General features: G+C 65.5%; 9 protein-coding genes. 6 read left to right on the plus strand and 3 right to left on the minus strand.

From position 1 onward, the window contains the following. Nucleotides 1–339 precede the first annotated feature (339 nt). The 3 genes from kdgD (at nt 340) to ACWGL1_RS15755 (ending at nt 3,871) form a co-directional block, all read left to right on the plus strand. A complete protein-coding gene (gene kdgD, locus ACWGL1_RS15745; protein ID WP_452112529.1) occupies nt 340–1,284 on the plus strand; it encodes a 5-dehydro-4-deoxyglucarate dehydratase in 945 nt (314 codons plus the stop codon). A 74-nt stretch (nt 1,285–1,358) separates the two neighbouring features. After that, on the plus strand, nt 1,359–2,276 hold the full coding sequence (locus tag ACWGL1_RS15750; RefSeq protein ID WP_452112530.1) for a LysR substrate-binding domain-containing protein: 918 nt from the start codon (nt 1,359–1,361) through the stop codon (nt 2,274–2,276). Between the two features lie 17 nt (nt 2,277–2,293). Then, nucleotides 2,294–3,871: a carboxylesterase/lipase family protein gene (locus ACWGL1_RS15755; RefSeq protein ID WP_291783530.1), complete on the plus strand. Its 1,578-nt coding sequence runs from the start codon at nt 2,294–2,296 to the stop codon at nt 3,869–3,871. A 5-nt stretch (nt 3,872–3,876) separates the two neighbouring features. Here ACWGL1_RS15755 and ACWGL1_RS15760 read toward each other — a convergent pair whose 3' ends face one another. The 3 genes from ACWGL1_RS15760 to ACWGL1_RS15770 are packed head-to-tail and all read right to left on the minus strand — an operon-like array spanning nt 3,877 to nt 8,275. After that, nucleotides 3,877–5,082, minus strand: coding sequence for an SGNH/GDSL hydrolase family protein (locus ACWGL1_RS15760; RefSeq protein WP_291783533.1), 1,206 nt, complete (start codon nt 5,080–5,082; stop codon nt 3,877–3,879). Beyond that, entirely contained in the window at nt 5,070–6,914 is a 1,845-nt protein-coding gene (locus tag ACWGL1_RS15765) for a hypothetical protein (protein WP_291783536.1), read from the minus strand. Before ACWGL1_RS15765 ends, ACWGL1_RS15760 begins: the two co-directional genes overlap by 13 nt. A gap of 2 nt (nt 6,915–6,916) precedes the next feature. Further along, nucleotides 6,917–8,275 carry an MFS transporter gene (locus tag ACWGL1_RS15770; protein ID WP_291783539.1) on the minus strand — a complete coding sequence of 453 codons (1,359 nt, stop codon included), beginning with the start codon at nt 8,273–8,275 and terminating at the stop codon, nt 6,917–6,919. A 362-nt stretch (nt 8,276–8,637) separates the two neighbouring features. On the opposite strand from ACWGL1_RS15770, the gene ACWGL1_RS15775 reads away from it, so the two are divergent. The 3 genes from ACWGL1_RS15775 (at nt 8,638) to ACWGL1_RS15785 (ending at nt 14,875) form a co-directional block, all read left to right on the plus strand. Next, nucleotides 8,638–11,430, plus strand: a complete 2,793-nt coding sequence (locus ACWGL1_RS15775; RefSeq protein ID WP_452112531.1) for a TonB-dependent receptor — start codon at nt 8,638–8,640, stop codon at nt 11,428–11,430. A 194-nt stretch (nt 11,431–11,624) separates the two neighbouring features. Beyond that, a complete protein-coding gene (locus ACWGL1_RS15780; RefSeq protein ID WP_452112532.1) occupies nt 11,625–13,838 on the plus strand; it encodes a TonB-dependent hemoglobin/transferrin/lactoferrin family receptor in 2,214 nt (737 codons plus the stop codon). Nucleotides 13,839–13,846: 8 nt separating this feature from the next. Then, nucleotides 13,847–14,875, plus strand: a complete 1,029-nt coding sequence (locus ACWGL1_RS15785; RefSeq protein ID WP_452112533.1) for a DUF6607 family protein — start codon at nt 13,847–13,849, stop codon at nt 14,873–14,875. Nucleotides 14,876–14,880: the final 5 nt, after the last annotated feature.

Here is a 14,880-nt window from a genome sequence, read left to right on the forward strand (position 1 = left end):
CGCGTATCGGACGGGTTCAGGCTCTCGCCCGGCCGCGACCCGGCGATCTTCTCGCCGCCGATCCAGTGCGATAGCTCAAGCGTCTCGGTCATGGGAAAATCTCTGATCTGGAAAGCGTGGGAACAACCGAAGCCTAAGCGCCCGATCAACCTAAGCGAACCCCCGAAGTCGACATGGATCGAGAGCGCTTGCGCATTAATCAGCGCTCATCGATCAAGCCAAAAGAAGCATAGGTCGATAGCTTCTTTGGCTTAGACCGGAATGGTCCGCCTCGATACCGTCTCTTCCAGATACAGGTGAAGACGCCGTCGGGGATGTCTTCCAGATCAAGGAAAAACCATGTCCAGAATGACGCCGAAGGAGTTGGCGGAAACGATCGGCGGCGGCTTGCTGTCCTTTCCAGTCACTCATTTCGACGCCCAGGGGCGTTTTGTGGAAAGCGCCTACCGCGAGCATTGCGACTGGATGCTTCAGAATCAACTGGCCGGGCTTTTCGCAGCGGGCGGCACGGGCGAGTTCTTCTCACTGAAACCTGCCGAGATCGAGGCGGTGGTCAAGGCCGCCGTCGCCGAAACGGCGGGGCGCACTCCGGTCATCGCCGGGGCGGGCCACGGCACGGCGGCGGCGGTCGAGATGGTGCAGTCGGCCGAGGCCGCAGGCGCTGACGGCGTGCTGCTCCTGCCGCCCTATCTGATGTTCGCCGGGCAAGAAGGCCTGGCGGCCCATGTCGAGGCCGTCTGCAAGGCGACCAAGCTCGGCGTCATCGTCTATAATCGCGACAACGGCATTCTGAACGCGGACACGCTCGAAAAGCTGTGCGAGCGCAACCCGAACCTGGTCGGATTCAAGGACGGCGTCGGCGACATCGAGTTGATGATGCAGATCTACGGCCGCATGGGCGATCGTCTGACCTACATCGGCGGCCTGCCGACAGCAGAGACCTTCGCCCCCGCCTATCTGGAAATGGGCGTGACGACCTATTCCTCGGCCATCTTCAACTTCGTGCCGGAGTTCGCGCAGAGCTTCTACAAGGCGGTGCGCGCACGCGATCATGCGACGATCATGGCGGGTCTGCGCGATTTCGTGCTGCCCTACATCGCCATTCGCAACAAGGGCAAAGGCTACGCCGTCTCTATCGTCAAGGCGGGAATGACCGCGATCGGCCGCAGCGCCGGCCCCGTTCGCACCCCGCTGGTCGACCTCAAGCCGGAAGAGTTCGCCGAACTGGAGGCCCTGATCGCCCGCATCCAGCCGCAGGCGGCCAAGTTGAGGGCCAACGGCTGACCCGGCCCTCGCAGGCCGCGCTGTTCCCCTTGAACCGAAGCTTCTAGGCTCCTCGGTTCAAGGGAGGGCCGATCATGTTTGAACTGAGCCAGTTGCGCTGTTTCGTGGCGGTGGCCGAAGAGCTTCACTTCGGTCGGGCGGCCCAGCGGCTGAACATGACCCAGCCGCCCCTCAGCCGCCAAGTGCAACTGCTGGAGCGCATTCTAGGCGTGGTTCTTCTGGACCGCACTAGCCGTTCGGTCCGGTTGACGCCGGCCGGCCGATCCTTCCTGATCGAGGCCAGACGCATCCTGCGTCTGGCCGAGACAGCCTCCCTGACCACTCGCCGCATCGCCAGCGGCGAAGAGGGCCGGGTCGCCATCGGCTTCACGGCGGCGTCCGGCTACAGCTTCCTGCCCCGACTGGTCGAACTGTCGCGTACGCGACTGCCCGGCGTCGACCTGGCCCTTCGCGAGATGGTGACGGGCGAGCAGATCGAAGCCCTGCTGACGGGACGCATCGACCTCGGCCTGATCCGCCCCCCGCTGAACCGGCCCGAGTTCGACAAGATCAGGGTGATGAACGAGAGCCTGGTCGCCGCCCTCCCATCCGGCGATCCGCGGCTTGACAAGCCAGTCCTGTCGCTCGGCGACTTCGACGGCCGCCCGATGATCATGTATGCGCCCGAGGGGGCCGGCTATTTTCACAGCATGCTGGCCGGCCTGTTCGACAAGGCGGGCGTATCCCCGCACCAGGTTCAGCACATGAGTCAGATCCACTCGATCCTGGCTCTGGTGCATGCCCGCATCGGCGCGGCGATCGTGCCCGAGGCCGCGATGCGCCTGCATTTCGAAGGCGTCGAGTTCCGTCCGCTGGACATCGATCCCGCTCGACCGGTCGAGCTTTACGTCGCCTGGCGACGCGATAACGACAATCCCAGTCTGAAGCCCCTGCTCGATCTGTTCGAGACGGACCCCGCCTCCGACGCCGATCCAGCGGCCGAGACGACCTGACCCCAAAGGAGACGACCATGAGCGATCCGATCAGCAGGCGGACCGTATGCGCGCTAGGCGGCGCGGCGGCGCTGTCAGCCATGGCCGGCGGCGTTCATGCCGACAGCGCCTCCCCGGTGGCGACAACGCGTCATGGACGCGTGCGAGGCTCCGTGGATCGCGGGATCAAGGTCTTCAAGGGGGTGCGCTACGGCGCCGACACCCGGCCGAGACGGTTCCAGCCCGCGCTGGCGCCTCAGCCGTGGTCGGACATCGCGCCGGCCTTCGAATACGGGGCGGCCTCGCCCCAGAAAAGCAATGAGCCGAACCAGAGCGAGGACTGTCTGTTCCTGAACGTCTGGACCCCTGCCCTGGCCGACGGCGGCGCGCGTCCCGTCATGGTCTATGTGCATGGCGGCGCCCACGCCAACGGCTCCGGTTCAAGCCCCCTCTATGACGGCGTGGCCCTTTGCCGACGCGGCGATGTGGTGGTGGTGACGCTCAATCACCGGCTGAACGTCTTCGGCTATAACGGCCTGGGCCAGATTCTGGGCGGCGCCTATGCCGCATCAGGCAGCGTGGGCAATCTGGATCTGATCCTGGCGCTGCAATGGGTGCGGGACAATATCTCGGCCTTCGGCGGAGATCCCGGCAATGTCACGGTCTTTGGTCAATCAGGCGGCGGCGGCAAACTGGTGACCCTGATGGCCATGCCGCTCGCGTCGGGTCTCTACCATCGCGTCATCACCATGAGCGGCCAGCACGTGACGGCCATGGGGCCGCAACACGCGGAGCGTCGCATGCGGCGCTACCTCGATCATCTGAGCCTATCCCCCGAGCGCGCAGCGGAACTGGCGAACCTGCCGACCGAGCGGCTGGTCGAGGGGTTGCGCATGAAGGACCCGATCGAGGAGGGCGACGACGTCTATTTCTGGTCGGTGATGGACCATGATGTCCTGCCCCGCCATCCGTTCGTACCTGACGCTCCGGCTGAAAGCGCCCACATCCCGATGATCATCGGCAACACCCATGACGAGGCGCGCAGCTTCACGGCGGGAGACGAGCGTAATTTCCGCCTGACCTGGGACACGGTGGCGGCCAAGCTGGCGCCCGAGTTCGTGCTCGACATGAACGCCCAGTACGTCGTCGACTGGTATCGTCAGCGTTTCCCGCAGATGACGCCGAGCGAAGTCTTCTTCGCCGCCGCGACCTGCGGTCGGTCACGCCCTGGCCATCTGATCCAGGCCGAGGAGCGCGCCAAGCAGAACGGTCCTACGTGGATGTATCAATTGGACTTTGGATCGCCGGTCGAGCCGCGTCTGGGCGCCTATCACGGCTTCGACATCGGTCTGGCGTTCGACAATTGCGACAAGCCCGGCTCGCGCGCCGGGAGCGGGCCGGAGGCCCGACAGGTCGCCGAGGCGATGAGCGAGACCTTCATCGCCTTTGCGCGAACCGGTGATCCGAACAACGCCGCCATCCCGACATGGGGCCGCTATACCCTGCCCGAACGCCAGACCATGATCTTCGACGTCGAAAGCCGCACAGAGAACGATCCGCGCGCCGAAGAACGCCGCCTGTTCCAGACCGCGCCCTTCCTGAAGAAGGGGACTTGAGGCGCCTAGCCGCAGACGTCGAGCGGAATGGCCTCGGCCATGGCCTGATAGCCGGCGTCAGACGGATGCAGCCAGTCGCCGCTGTGAAACGCCTGGCGCATGCGCGACGGCGCCTGGGGGTCGCGCAGGACGGCGTCGAAATCGATCAGACCGTCGGCCTCGCTCTGCTGGCGCAGCCACTGATTGACGGCGGCGCGCGTCGTCTCACCTTCGCCCGTGAAATAGGAAGCCCCTTCAAACGGCGGGATAGTCGCCAAGACCGCCTTCAACCCGGCGGCGCGGGTGCGCTGGATCACCTGACGATAGGCGGCGACCAACTGGGCGGCCTCGACCCTTTGGTGTACGTAGGCGGCGCGCGACGGACGGCCGATGTCATTGACCCCTTCCAGCAGGATCAGGCATCGCGCGCCGGACTGCGCCAGGACGTCGGCGTCCAGCCTTTCAAGGCCTGACGGACCCGAGCCGCGATGCAGCAGGCGGTTGCCGCCGATGCCCAGATTGACGACCGCCCATGGACGCTTCGCTTCGACCATGCGCCTCGCCAGCCGTTCCGGCCAGCCTCCCGCGCCGCCGGGCAGGGCGCCGGTCCCCTCGGTGATCGAGTCGCCAAACGCTACGATGACGCCGGGCGGAAACGCGCTTTCGACCTCGACAGCCGACAGCAGGACGCCAAGTCGCATGGGCTGACCGGTTGAGCCGTCGGCGTTCGTCAGCGTCTGCCGCCAACGGTGCGTCGGCAGGCGCGTCCGCTCGGGCAGGTCGATGCTGACCGCGAGCATGTCCAGGGCTTCGACCGTCAGGTCGAGCGGGTCGGAAAGCCATGACGCCCCCGCCGGAATGACAAGCGAAGGCGTCCCGTCGAAGCGCGCCGGGTGGCGCGCGCCATTGTGCTCGATGTTCACCCCGCCGATCCGCACCGGCTCGGCGCCATGGATGTTGGACAGTTTCAGCCGGACCCGGCGGCCGGACGCGGCGACGGTCACGATATGAGTCAGGCGAACGTCCTGCACCGTCTCCGGCCCAAGCGGACCGCGCGGGTCGTTCGGATTGGGCGCCGAGGCCGGCCCCACAGGCCCCATCTCCGCCGAGGGAGCGAAGGCGTAGGCCGCAACCCAGTGCGGCTCGTCATTCGCCGATGCGGCGCCTGTCGTCAGGGCGAGCGTCAAGACGAACGTCGATGCGGCGAAGCCGCGCCGGATCAGCGTCGCCATGGGAAGGTCAGCGTCGGCTGATTGACGTAGCGCTCCATGCCCAGCACCAGCCGCGCGCCCGATCCCGGCGCCAGGCTCAGGGTAAAGGCGGAGTCGTTCACCGCATGGCGCGCGTCGCCGATCCGCACATCCTTGATCCGGTGCTCGCCATAGCCGCCGCCCTGCACCGTCACCGTCCGCGTCCGGGTCTGGCTCAGGTTGACCACCGTGACGCCCGTTTCGTCCGCCGTCATCCGATCGATCAGGGCGGCGGTGTCCGGCGGCAGGCCGGCGCGACGGGCGTCCGGATCGAAATACCGCAAACGGGCGTAAAGGGGCGAGCCGCCCACATTGGCGCTGCCGGCGCCCGCCCATGACGGTCGTGCGATATGGATGGCGCCCATGGTCTGATGCATCAAGGCCATGACCTGAGCCGGGTTCTGATCCATCACCCCGTCCGCCAGGCGAGTATCGGGCGTGGTCGTATCCTCGCGCTGCTTGCGGGCCGCCTCGGCCACTCGCGCCAGGTCGGCTCGAAGCGCCGTCTCGACCCAGTCCGGATTGCGGCCTTCCAGATAGGCGACCCAGGGATGATCCGGCGCACGACGACGGTCGCTCTCCTTCATCGAGAACCACCAGATGTCGAGCGAATTGGCCATGTGCAAACCGTCTCGCCAACCGTACCAGCCGTTCTCGCCATACATGGTCGGAGTCTGGATCTTGCCGTCGACGGTTCGGCGCTGGGCGTTGATGCGGTCGGCCTGGGCGCGCCACGTCTGAAGATATTTGTCGTCGCCGGTCAGAAGATAGGCGTTGAAGAAACCCATGGCCGTACGCGGAACGCGGTTGCGGTCCTCGCGCTTGCCCGTGACCGGATTGACCGGGCTGAAGCCCCAGCCATAGGCGCCGCCCCACCACTTGCCGTCGGCGGCCGATCCGATCACGCCGTCCAGCCCGACATTCGAAGGCAGAATGTCGTCGTTGGCCCTGGCCCGCTCGGCCCAGGCGTCGATGTAGGTCAACAGCCACTGCCGGTATTTGGGTTCCTGCTCCAGCATATAGGCGTTCAGCGCCAGGCTCGTGGAGAGCAGGTTCAGCGGATGGTCGCCGACGACGTCCGTGTACTCCTCATAGTGCTGGAGCGTCTCTTCATAGGTCTCCTCGCCATGCTCCATGAAGAAGCCGGTCGGATCGAAACGATCGCCCGCCCAGTCCAGGGCCGTCGCCTTGCGCAGCATCGGTCCGCGCGAACCGTTCATCAGACTGCGGATGACCCGATGCCGGGGGTCGTAGTTCGGCGCGTCCGGATCTTCGCCCATATAAAGACCGGCGAAGCGGCGGGCGCGGTCGCGCAGGCGCGGATTGTCGGGGTCGGACAGGCCCTGGACATTGAACAGCGTCATCTCTTCGGCGTGATGCTGCCAGTCGAGTTGAACGTTGAACTCCTTATAGAACATGCCTTGCCGGGCGATCTCGACCTCGACGGTTCTCGCCTCGGTGTATTGTCGCAGATGTCCTTCCCAGGCCTGGGTGTACATGGTCTTCAGTCGGTCGGGCGCGCCCATGGCGTGCAGCAGGGGCCAGCCGTTGACGTTCTCGATGGCGTCGTCGGGGCCGTCGTTGGCGCCCCACCGCTCGAAGCACAGAAAATAGCCGCGCTCGTCGAAATAGCGGGCGTAGAAGGCTTCGCACGCTTCCGTATTGGCGCGCAGGAGCTCCCGTTGGAGCAAGGCCCAGGTCGGCGCCGCCATGGGCGAAGCGATACGCAAGGGCGCAGCCTGCGCCGCCTTCGGGTTCAGGGCCGCCCCGAGAACGGCGACAGACGCTCCGGCCAGAATGTTTCTGCGGTTCATCCTCATGCCGTCGTGTCCTGAGCCGCCGTCAACGTCAGACGCTCGATCTTGCCGGTGATCAGGAAATAGGCCGCGATCACCAGAAGGCAGTGAGCCCCCACGAACCACAGGGCGCCGTCGAACGAACCGGTCGCGGCCACGATGTAGCCGATGACGATCGGCGTCACGATGCCGGCCGAGTTGCCGAAGGTGTTGAAGATGCCGCCGGTCACGCCGACGAACTCACGCGGCGAGGTGTCGGACACCACCGCCCAGCCCAGGGAGGCGATGCCCTTGCCGAAGAAGGCCAGCGCCATGACGAGAATGATCAGGCCGGAATGATCGATATAGGCGCAGGCGATGATCAGGGCCGACAGCACCATGCCGATCAGCAAGGGCGTCTTGCGCGCGATGGTCAGGGAGCCGGTCTTCTTCAGCAGAGCGTCGGAGATGACCCCGCCCAGAACCCCGCCGACGAAACCGCACAGAGCCGGAGCGGCCGCGGCGAAACCGGCCTCCAGGATATTCAGCCCCCGCTCCTTCACCAGATAGATCGGGAACCAGGTGACGAAGAAATAGGTCAGCACATTGATGCCGTACTGGCCGATGAACACGCCCATCAGCATACGGCTGCCCAGCACCTGCCTGACATTGTCCCAGGTGAAGGCCGCCGACTTGGAGATGGTCCTGTCCTCCATGCGGATCAGGCCGCCTCCAGCCTCGATGTAGTCCAGCTCGGCCTTGCCGATGCGCGGATGCTGGATGGGGCTGTGAACCATCTTCCAGAACACCAGGGCGGCGAGCAGGCCCAGCCCCCCCATGACGAAAAAGACCGAATGCCAGTCGAAGGTATGCACCAGCCACCCCATGAAGGGGGCGAAGACCACCAGCGAGAAATACTGTGCAGAGTTGAAGATGGCCGAAGCGGTGCCGCGCTCCGACCCAGGGAACCAGGCGGCCACGATACGGGCGTTGCCCGGGAACGACGGGCTTTCGGCCAAGCCCACCATGAAGCGCATGGCGAACAGGCCCGCGAAGATCAGCCCGCCGGTCAGAAAGCCCGAAAAGCCCTGTAACAGGGTGAACAGCGACCAGGCCGCGATGGCGAGGGTGTAGACGATCTTAGTGCCGAACCGGTCGAGCAGCACCCCGCCCGGTATCTGTCCGATCACATAGGCCCAGGCGAAAGCCGACATGATGTAACCCATCTCGACCGGGCTCAGCCCCAGGTCGCGCGAGGCGGCGTCGCCCGCGATAGAGAAGGTCGCCCGGTCGGCGTAGTTGATCGTGGTCAGAAGAAAGATCAGCAGCAGGATGCCGTATCGGACCCGTGTGCGGCGCTGGGCTTGGGGGGCGGCGGACGCAGCTGTCCCGTCGGTCATCTTGATGCGCTTCCTTGATCTGCGAGACAGGACCGAGGACGCCGATCGTCGCTGGCCGTCTCTCCCTTGGCGGCGCCTCTGCGTGCGCCTTGACCGTGACGATAGGCAGGAAGTCGGCAACTCGTCTAAGCCAAAACACCTATAGATCGATACAAAGACGGCATGGATAGGTAACCGGTATCAAAGCGCGATCAGTGCGCAGGGCGCATCGGTTGATGCCCTCTTCGGATTGGCGTGCATTGATCCGGTCAACCTATCGTCCTGTTTGAGGGTTTTGCGACAGACTGGCGGCCGTGCAGCGACGTCAGTCCATGCGCCACAGAGAGATCCGCGAAACGCGGGCGATAGGGAGGGAAGAGGCGATGCGTTTCACGCATGATTTCCAATTTGCGCTCAAGACGGGGGCGTCGGCCCTGGCCGTATTGATAGCCAGCGCCGGGGGCGTCTATGCGCAGTCCAGCGACACATCTGCTCAGGGCGGCCCCGCCACCCAGGTCGATGAGGTGGTGGTCACCGGCTTCCGGGCGTCGCTACAGAGCGCCGTGAACGCGAAACGACGTGAATCGGGCGTCGTCGACGTTATCAAGGCCGAGGACATCGCCGACTTCCCCGACCTGAATCTCGCCGAGTCTCTCCAGCGCGTGCCCGGCGTGGCCATCACCCGCGCCAATGGCGAAGGCCGCCAGATTTCGGTCCGCGGACTAGGGTCCGAATACACCCGCGTCCGCGTCAACGGCATGGAGGCCATCGCCACCACGGGCGGCACGGTCAACGCCGGCGGCACGAACCGCACGCGCGGCTTCGACTTCAACATGTTCGCCTCGGAACTTTTCAACAGCCTGACGGTGCGCAAGTCGGCCTCGGCGGACGTCGAGGAAGGTTCGCTCGGCGCGACGGTCGATCTTCAGACCGCCCGCCCCTTTGACTATCGCGAACCGACGCTCGTGACGGGCATTCAGGGCAGCTACAATGATCTGGCGCGCGACGTGAAGCCGCGCTTCACCCTGCTCGCCTCCAACACCTGGGCGGACGGCCGTTTCGGCGCCCTGTTCTCGGCCGCCTATGAGAAGCGCCATATCCTGGAGGAAGGCGCCAACATCACGCGCTGGAGCGCCGGCGGAGCGAACGGGGGCTTCAACCCGGCGTCGACGATCGACGGCTTCACGATTGACCAGATCAACAACACCAGCGCCGCCACCGGCCTCTTCCACCCCCGCCTGCCGTCGTATGTGCAATACGATCACAACACGGAACGTCTGGGCCTGACCGGATCGCTGCAGTTCCGTCCGGACGACCGCTCAACCATTACGTTCGACATCCTCTATTCAGACGTGAAGTCTACGCGCGACGAAGCCCAGTTGCAGGCCATCGGCCTCAGCCGTTCCGGCGCAGGCAAGCCGCAGACGATCATCCGGTCCGGCGTCGTCGACGGCCGCAACATCGTCGCCGCCGTGATGGATGCGGTGGACGTGCGCACGCAATCCGCCCATGACGAACTCCAGACCGAGTTCCAGCAGTACACCCTGACCGCGAACCGCAACTGGACCGATCGTTTCCGCACCGGTTTCGTCGGGGGCTATTCCAAGTCCGACTTCAACAACCCGGTTTCAACCATCATCACCTTCGATCGGGCCAACACCAACGGCTTCTCCTATGACTTCCGGTCAAAGATGCCCGCGATCGACTTCGGATTCGACCTGACCGATCCGGCCAACTGGTCGATGATCAACGGGACGTCCGAGGTTCGCATCCGACCCAATTCGGTGGAGAACACCTTCAAGACCGCCAAGGTGTTCGGCGAGTATGACCTGAACGACAATCTGACGATCAAGGCTGGCGTTGACTACCGCAAGTTCACCTTCGCCTCGCGCGGCCTCTATCGCACCAGGGAAACGATCGTCGACACGCTGACGCCCGCCCAACTGGCCGAAGTGTCTCGCGTCTTCTCCGGGTTCGGTCGCGGCCTGGGCCTGCCGGATGGCGTGTCCACCCAATGGCTGGCGCCCGACATCAACAAATTCATCGACGCCTACGACATCTACTCCAACACCGGCATCTACGCCCTGACCGGAGTCGAGAACTCCTCGGCGCGCGGCCAGTACATCAATGTCGACGAGGCCGACACAGGGGCCTTCGTCCAGGCGGACTTCCGTTTCACCGCCTTCGGTCTGCCCTGGCGGGGCGACGCCGGGGTTCGTTACGTCAACACGGAACAGTGGTCCCAAGGATACGAAACCACGGCGGCTGGAAGCGCCCTCGTCGATGTCGATCGCACCTACGACATGTGGCTTCCCTCGGCGAACCTTGCGGTTGAACTGACCGACACTCTGATCGCACGCGTCTCCGTCGCGCGGACCATCGCCCGCCCCTCCATCTCCAGCCTGACGCCCGGCGGCGACGTCGGCATCCAGGGGTCGAACTTCAGTTATTCGACCGGCAATCCCTACATCGACCCGACGCGTTCGGATAATCTGGACCTGTCCCTGGAGTGGTATCCGGACGCGGACAGCCTCTTTGCGGTGGGCGTCTTCGTAAAGGACATCAACACCTTCGTTCAGAGCCTGACGCAGAACATCCCCTTCAGCGAACTGGGCCTGCCGAATTCGCTGCTGGACGGCTCGCTGGCCACTCCCGACACCCTCTTCCGGACCACCCAGCCGATCAACACTGAAGGCGGTCTGCTGAAGGGCTTCGAGATCAACGTCCAGAAGCGGCTCGACTTCCTGCCCGGATGGATGGAGAATTTCGGGGTTCAGGCGAACTACACCTTCGTCGATTCAGACATCACCTACATCCAGAACCTTGATCCGTTGACCACCATCAACGAGACCCTGGTCGGCCTGTCCAAGAACGCCGCCAACTTCACCCTCTACTATGAGACCGACAAGTTCTCGGTGCGGGGGTCGGCGGCCTATCGTCAGGGCTATCTGACAGGGGTTCCCGCTGCGGACGGCAACTCGGTCGCCGGCGTCAACGAAACCCTGAACTTCGACGCCCAGGCCTCCTACAACATCAACGACAGGATCAAGCTCAGCGTCGAAGGCATCAACCTGACTGATGAGTTCAACCACCAGTACGTCGACGCCTCCAATCGCCTGAACGTCTACAGCCACACCGGTCGGCAGTTCTTCGTGGGGCTTCGCTACACCTTCTGAGCGAAATCTTCTCCTGGCCCCCATTTGGCGCCGCCCCTCCCAGAGGGGCGGCGTTCTTTTGTCAGGGCCAGGTCCATGCCGCGCCGGTGATGTTCGAGCGGCAGGTGATGATTTTGAAACCGAAACCTAACTTAGATTGATTCTGATAATCGTTCGCATTAAAGGCAGGGCCTGTTTCCAACGGGGTGCCGCCGATGCGTTCGCTATTGATGATTTCCGCCGGGCTCTCAGCCCTCGCCGCCGCCTTCCCGGCCATCGCCGAGGAGGCTGCCTCCGCGATCGATCTGAACCAGCCGGTGCGGGTGGCGCCCGTCACCGTCGTCGGCACCCGCACCGAACGCCGCGTCGATGAAGTTCCGGCCAGCGTCAGCGTCATCACCGCCGAGGCGATCGAGACCAATCTGGTCACCGACATCAAGGACCTGATCCGGTTCGAGCCGGGCGTCAGCGTTCCGACCAGCCCCGCCCGCTTCTCGGCCGCCCTGTCGGGCGCCGGGCGCGACGGCAATTCGGGCTTCACCATCCGCGGCATGGGCGGCAACCGGGTGCTGATCGTGCAGGACGGGGTGCGGGCGCCGGACGGCTTCGCCTTCGGGGCGCAGGCTGTGGGGCGCGGCGGCTACAACGATCTGGATCTGGTCAAGTCGGTCGAGATCCTGCGCGGTCCGGCCTCGGCCCTCTACGGCTCGGACGGCATCGCCGGGGCGGTCAGCTTCACCTCGAAGGACCCGACCGACTTCATCGAGGCGGGCCGCAGCTTCGGCGCCCGTGCGCGGGTCGGCTACAACTCCGCCGACGAGGGCTGGACCGAAGGCCTGGCTTTGGCCGGGCGCAGCGGGCCCCTGTCAGGCCTGCTGGCCTACACCCGTCGCGACTCCCAGGAGACCGAGAACATGGCCGAAACGGGCGGCGTCGGCGCCGCGCGGACCGAGCCCAACCCTCAGGACTTCGCCTCCAACGCCGTGCTGGCCAAGCTGGTCTGGGACGCAGCGCCCAAACACACCCTGCGCCTGACCTACGACCACTTCGACCAGGACATGGAGGGCGAGGCGCTCAGCAGCTATTCCGCCTCCGTCACCGGCCTGAGCGCCCAAGACGAGACGCAGCGGGACCGCATCAGCCTTGACTGGCGTTTCGACGACTTCCTGGGGCTCGAGTCCGGCTCCGCCGCCGTCTTCTGGCAGGATGCGACGACGCGCCAGTTCACCTATGAGCAGCGTCCGACGCTGGGCGATCGCACCCGCGACGTGACCTTCGACAACGCCGTCTGGGGCCTGGCGGCGCAGGGTTCCAAGAGCTTCGGCGGCGAGGCCGTTCGTCACCGGATCACCTTCGGCGCCGACTGGTCGCGCACCACCCAGGAAGGCATTCGCGACGGCACGGTCCCGCCGATGGGCGAGCCTTTCCCCGCCCGTCCTTTCCCCAAGACCGAGTATGACCTGGCCGGCCTGTTCATCCAGGACGAGATCGATCTGCTGGGCGGCCGCCTCAGCATCATCCCGGCCCTGCGCTACGACTGGTATGAGCTGACGCCCAAGGCCGACGCCCTGTTCCCGGCCCCGGCCGAGGGGCAGAGCGACAGCCATCTGTCGCCCAAGATCGGCGTCATCTACTGGGTCGAGGACCATTTCGGCGTCTTCGCCAACTACGCCCAGGGCTTCAAGGCGCCCTCGCCGATGCAGGTGAACAACTTCTTCGCCAACCCGGTGTTCGGCTATGAATCCATCCCCAACCCGGACCTGAAGCCCGAGACCAGTTCGAGCCTCGAGGGCGGCCTGCGCTTCCGCAATCTGGACGCCCTGGGCGGCCGCATGACGGCCCAGGCCACGGCCTTCCATACGGACTACGACGACTTCATCAATCAGGTGGTGGTGCGCGGGACCGGCGTGCCGGGCGTCGACCCGCTGATCTACCAATACGTCAACCTGACCAAGGTGAAAATCCGGGGCCTGGAAGCGCGCGGCGACATTCATTGGGACAACGGCGTCTCGGCCATCGTCGCCGCCTCCTACGCCGAGGGCGAGCAGCAGACGAACGGCCGCAGCAGCGCCCTGACCAGCGTCGATCCGGTCAAGCTGGTCGGCGGTCTGAACTACGCCGCGCCCTCGGGCGTCTGGGGCGGAAGCGCCACCGTCACCTGGTCGGACCGCAAGTCCAACCACGGTTGCGGCGGCGGCCTGTGCTGGCCGGGCGAGCGCTTCACCCTGCTGGACGTCACCGCCTTCTGGAACGTGACCGAGCGGGCCACCCTGCGCGCCGGCGTCTTCAATGTCTTCGACGAGAAATACGCCTGGTGGAGCGACGTGCGCGGCCTGAACCGCCCCGCCGTCGGCGCCAGCCCCGCCACGCTCGACGCCTTCACCCAGCCGGGCCGCAACGTCGGCGTCTCGCTGAACATCCGCCTGTGAACCGCCTCATGACCCACAAACGCGAAGCTCTCCTGCACAAGAACGGACAACCGATGCGCGCCATCCTGATCGCTGCGGCCCTGCTGACCGGCGCCTCCGCCGCCCAGGCCCTACCCCTCGCCTCGACCTCGCCCCAGACCCAGGCGTCGTCACCGGCCCCGGCCAGCGCCTTTGAACGCGACCGCCAGGCCATCCTGGCCCAGGTCGGCGACTATCGCGTGCGTTTCAACATGCGTGAAACCGTCGGCCTGCAAGCCGACTATCAGCCGCTTGAACCCAAGACGTCCGGCGGGACGGAGATCGTGCGCGTCGTCCATGACACGGGCGACCGCATCAGCCTGCAGCACATCCTGGTCATGTATCACGAGGGTCAGACCATCCTCGTCAAGCACTGGCGCCAGGATTGGACCTATCAGCCCGAGACCGTCCTGACCTACGCCGGCCCCGACCAGTGGACCCTGACGCCTGTGTCCGCAGAGGAACGACGGGGCGCCTGGTCCCAGACCGTCTGGCAGACAGACGATTCGCCCCGTTACGGCGGCGTGGGGCGCTGGAGCTACGACAACGGCATGACGGTCTGGACCTCGGGCCCGACCTGGCGTCCCCTGGCTCGCCGCGACGCCGTGCGGAACCCGGTCTACGATCGCTATCTCGGGACCAATCGCCACGTCATCCGTCCCGGCGGCTGGGTCCATATCCAGGACAACGTCAAGATGAGCGGCCGCGACGGCGGCGAGCCTCGCGCCATGGTGCAGGAGGACGTGGTCAACACCTATGACGCGTCCGCTGCCTTCGAACCCAAGCCCGGCGACGACTATTGGGCCGCGACGAAGGCCTACTGGGCCGAGGTCCGCGCCGCCTGGGACGCCGTCATCACCCGCGACGGCGGCGTCCATGTGCAGGAAGTCGCCGACACCGGCGCCGTCACCAGCGCCGCCCTGATGGAGATGGCGGACAAGATCAACGCCGGCGAACTGACCACCGAGGCGGCGGCGGAACGGGCGCGCGCTCTGATCAACGAGGCGACCCGCCCCTGAGGGCG

Source organism: Brevundimonas sp. NPDC055812, from assembly GCF_053616535.1.

Bases quoted from the DNA above. Each gene is read 5' to 3' on its own strand.
- ACWGL1_RS15755 (WP_291783530.1), top strand. From the start codon at position 2,294: ATGAGCGATCCGATCAGCAGGCGGACCGTATGCGCGCTAGGCGGCGCG.
- kdgD (WP_452112529.1), top strand. From the start codon at position 340: ATGTCCAGAATGACGCCGAAGGAGTTGGCGGAAACGATCGGCGGCGGC.
- ACWGL1_RS15785 (WP_452112533.1), top strand. From the start codon at position 13,847: ATGACCCACAAACGCGAAGCTCTCCTGCACAAGAACGGACAACCGATG.
- ACWGL1_RS15765 (WP_291783536.1), bottom strand. From the start codon at position 6,914: ATGAACCGCAGAAACATTCTGGCCGGAGCGTCTGTCGCCGTTCTCGGG.
- ACWGL1_RS15770 (WP_291783539.1), bottom strand. From the start codon at position 8,275: ATGACCGACGGGACAGCTGCGTCCGCCGCCCCCCAAGCCCAGCGCCGC.
- ACWGL1_RS15780 (WP_452112532.1), top strand. From the start codon at position 11,625: ATGCGTTCGCTATTGATGATTTCCGCCGGGCTCTCAGCCCTCGCCGCC.
- ACWGL1_RS15760 (WP_291783533.1), bottom strand. From the start codon at position 5,082: ATGGCGACGCTGATCCGGCGCGGCTTCGCCGCATCGACGTTCGTCTTG.
- ACWGL1_RS15775 (WP_452112531.1), top strand. From the start codon at position 8,638: ATGCGTTTCACGCATGATTTCCAATTTGCGCTCAAGACGGGGGCGTCG.
- ACWGL1_RS15750 (WP_452112530.1), top strand. From the start codon at position 1,359: ATGTTTGAACTGAGCCAGTTGCGCTGTTTCGTGGCGGTGGCCGAAGAG.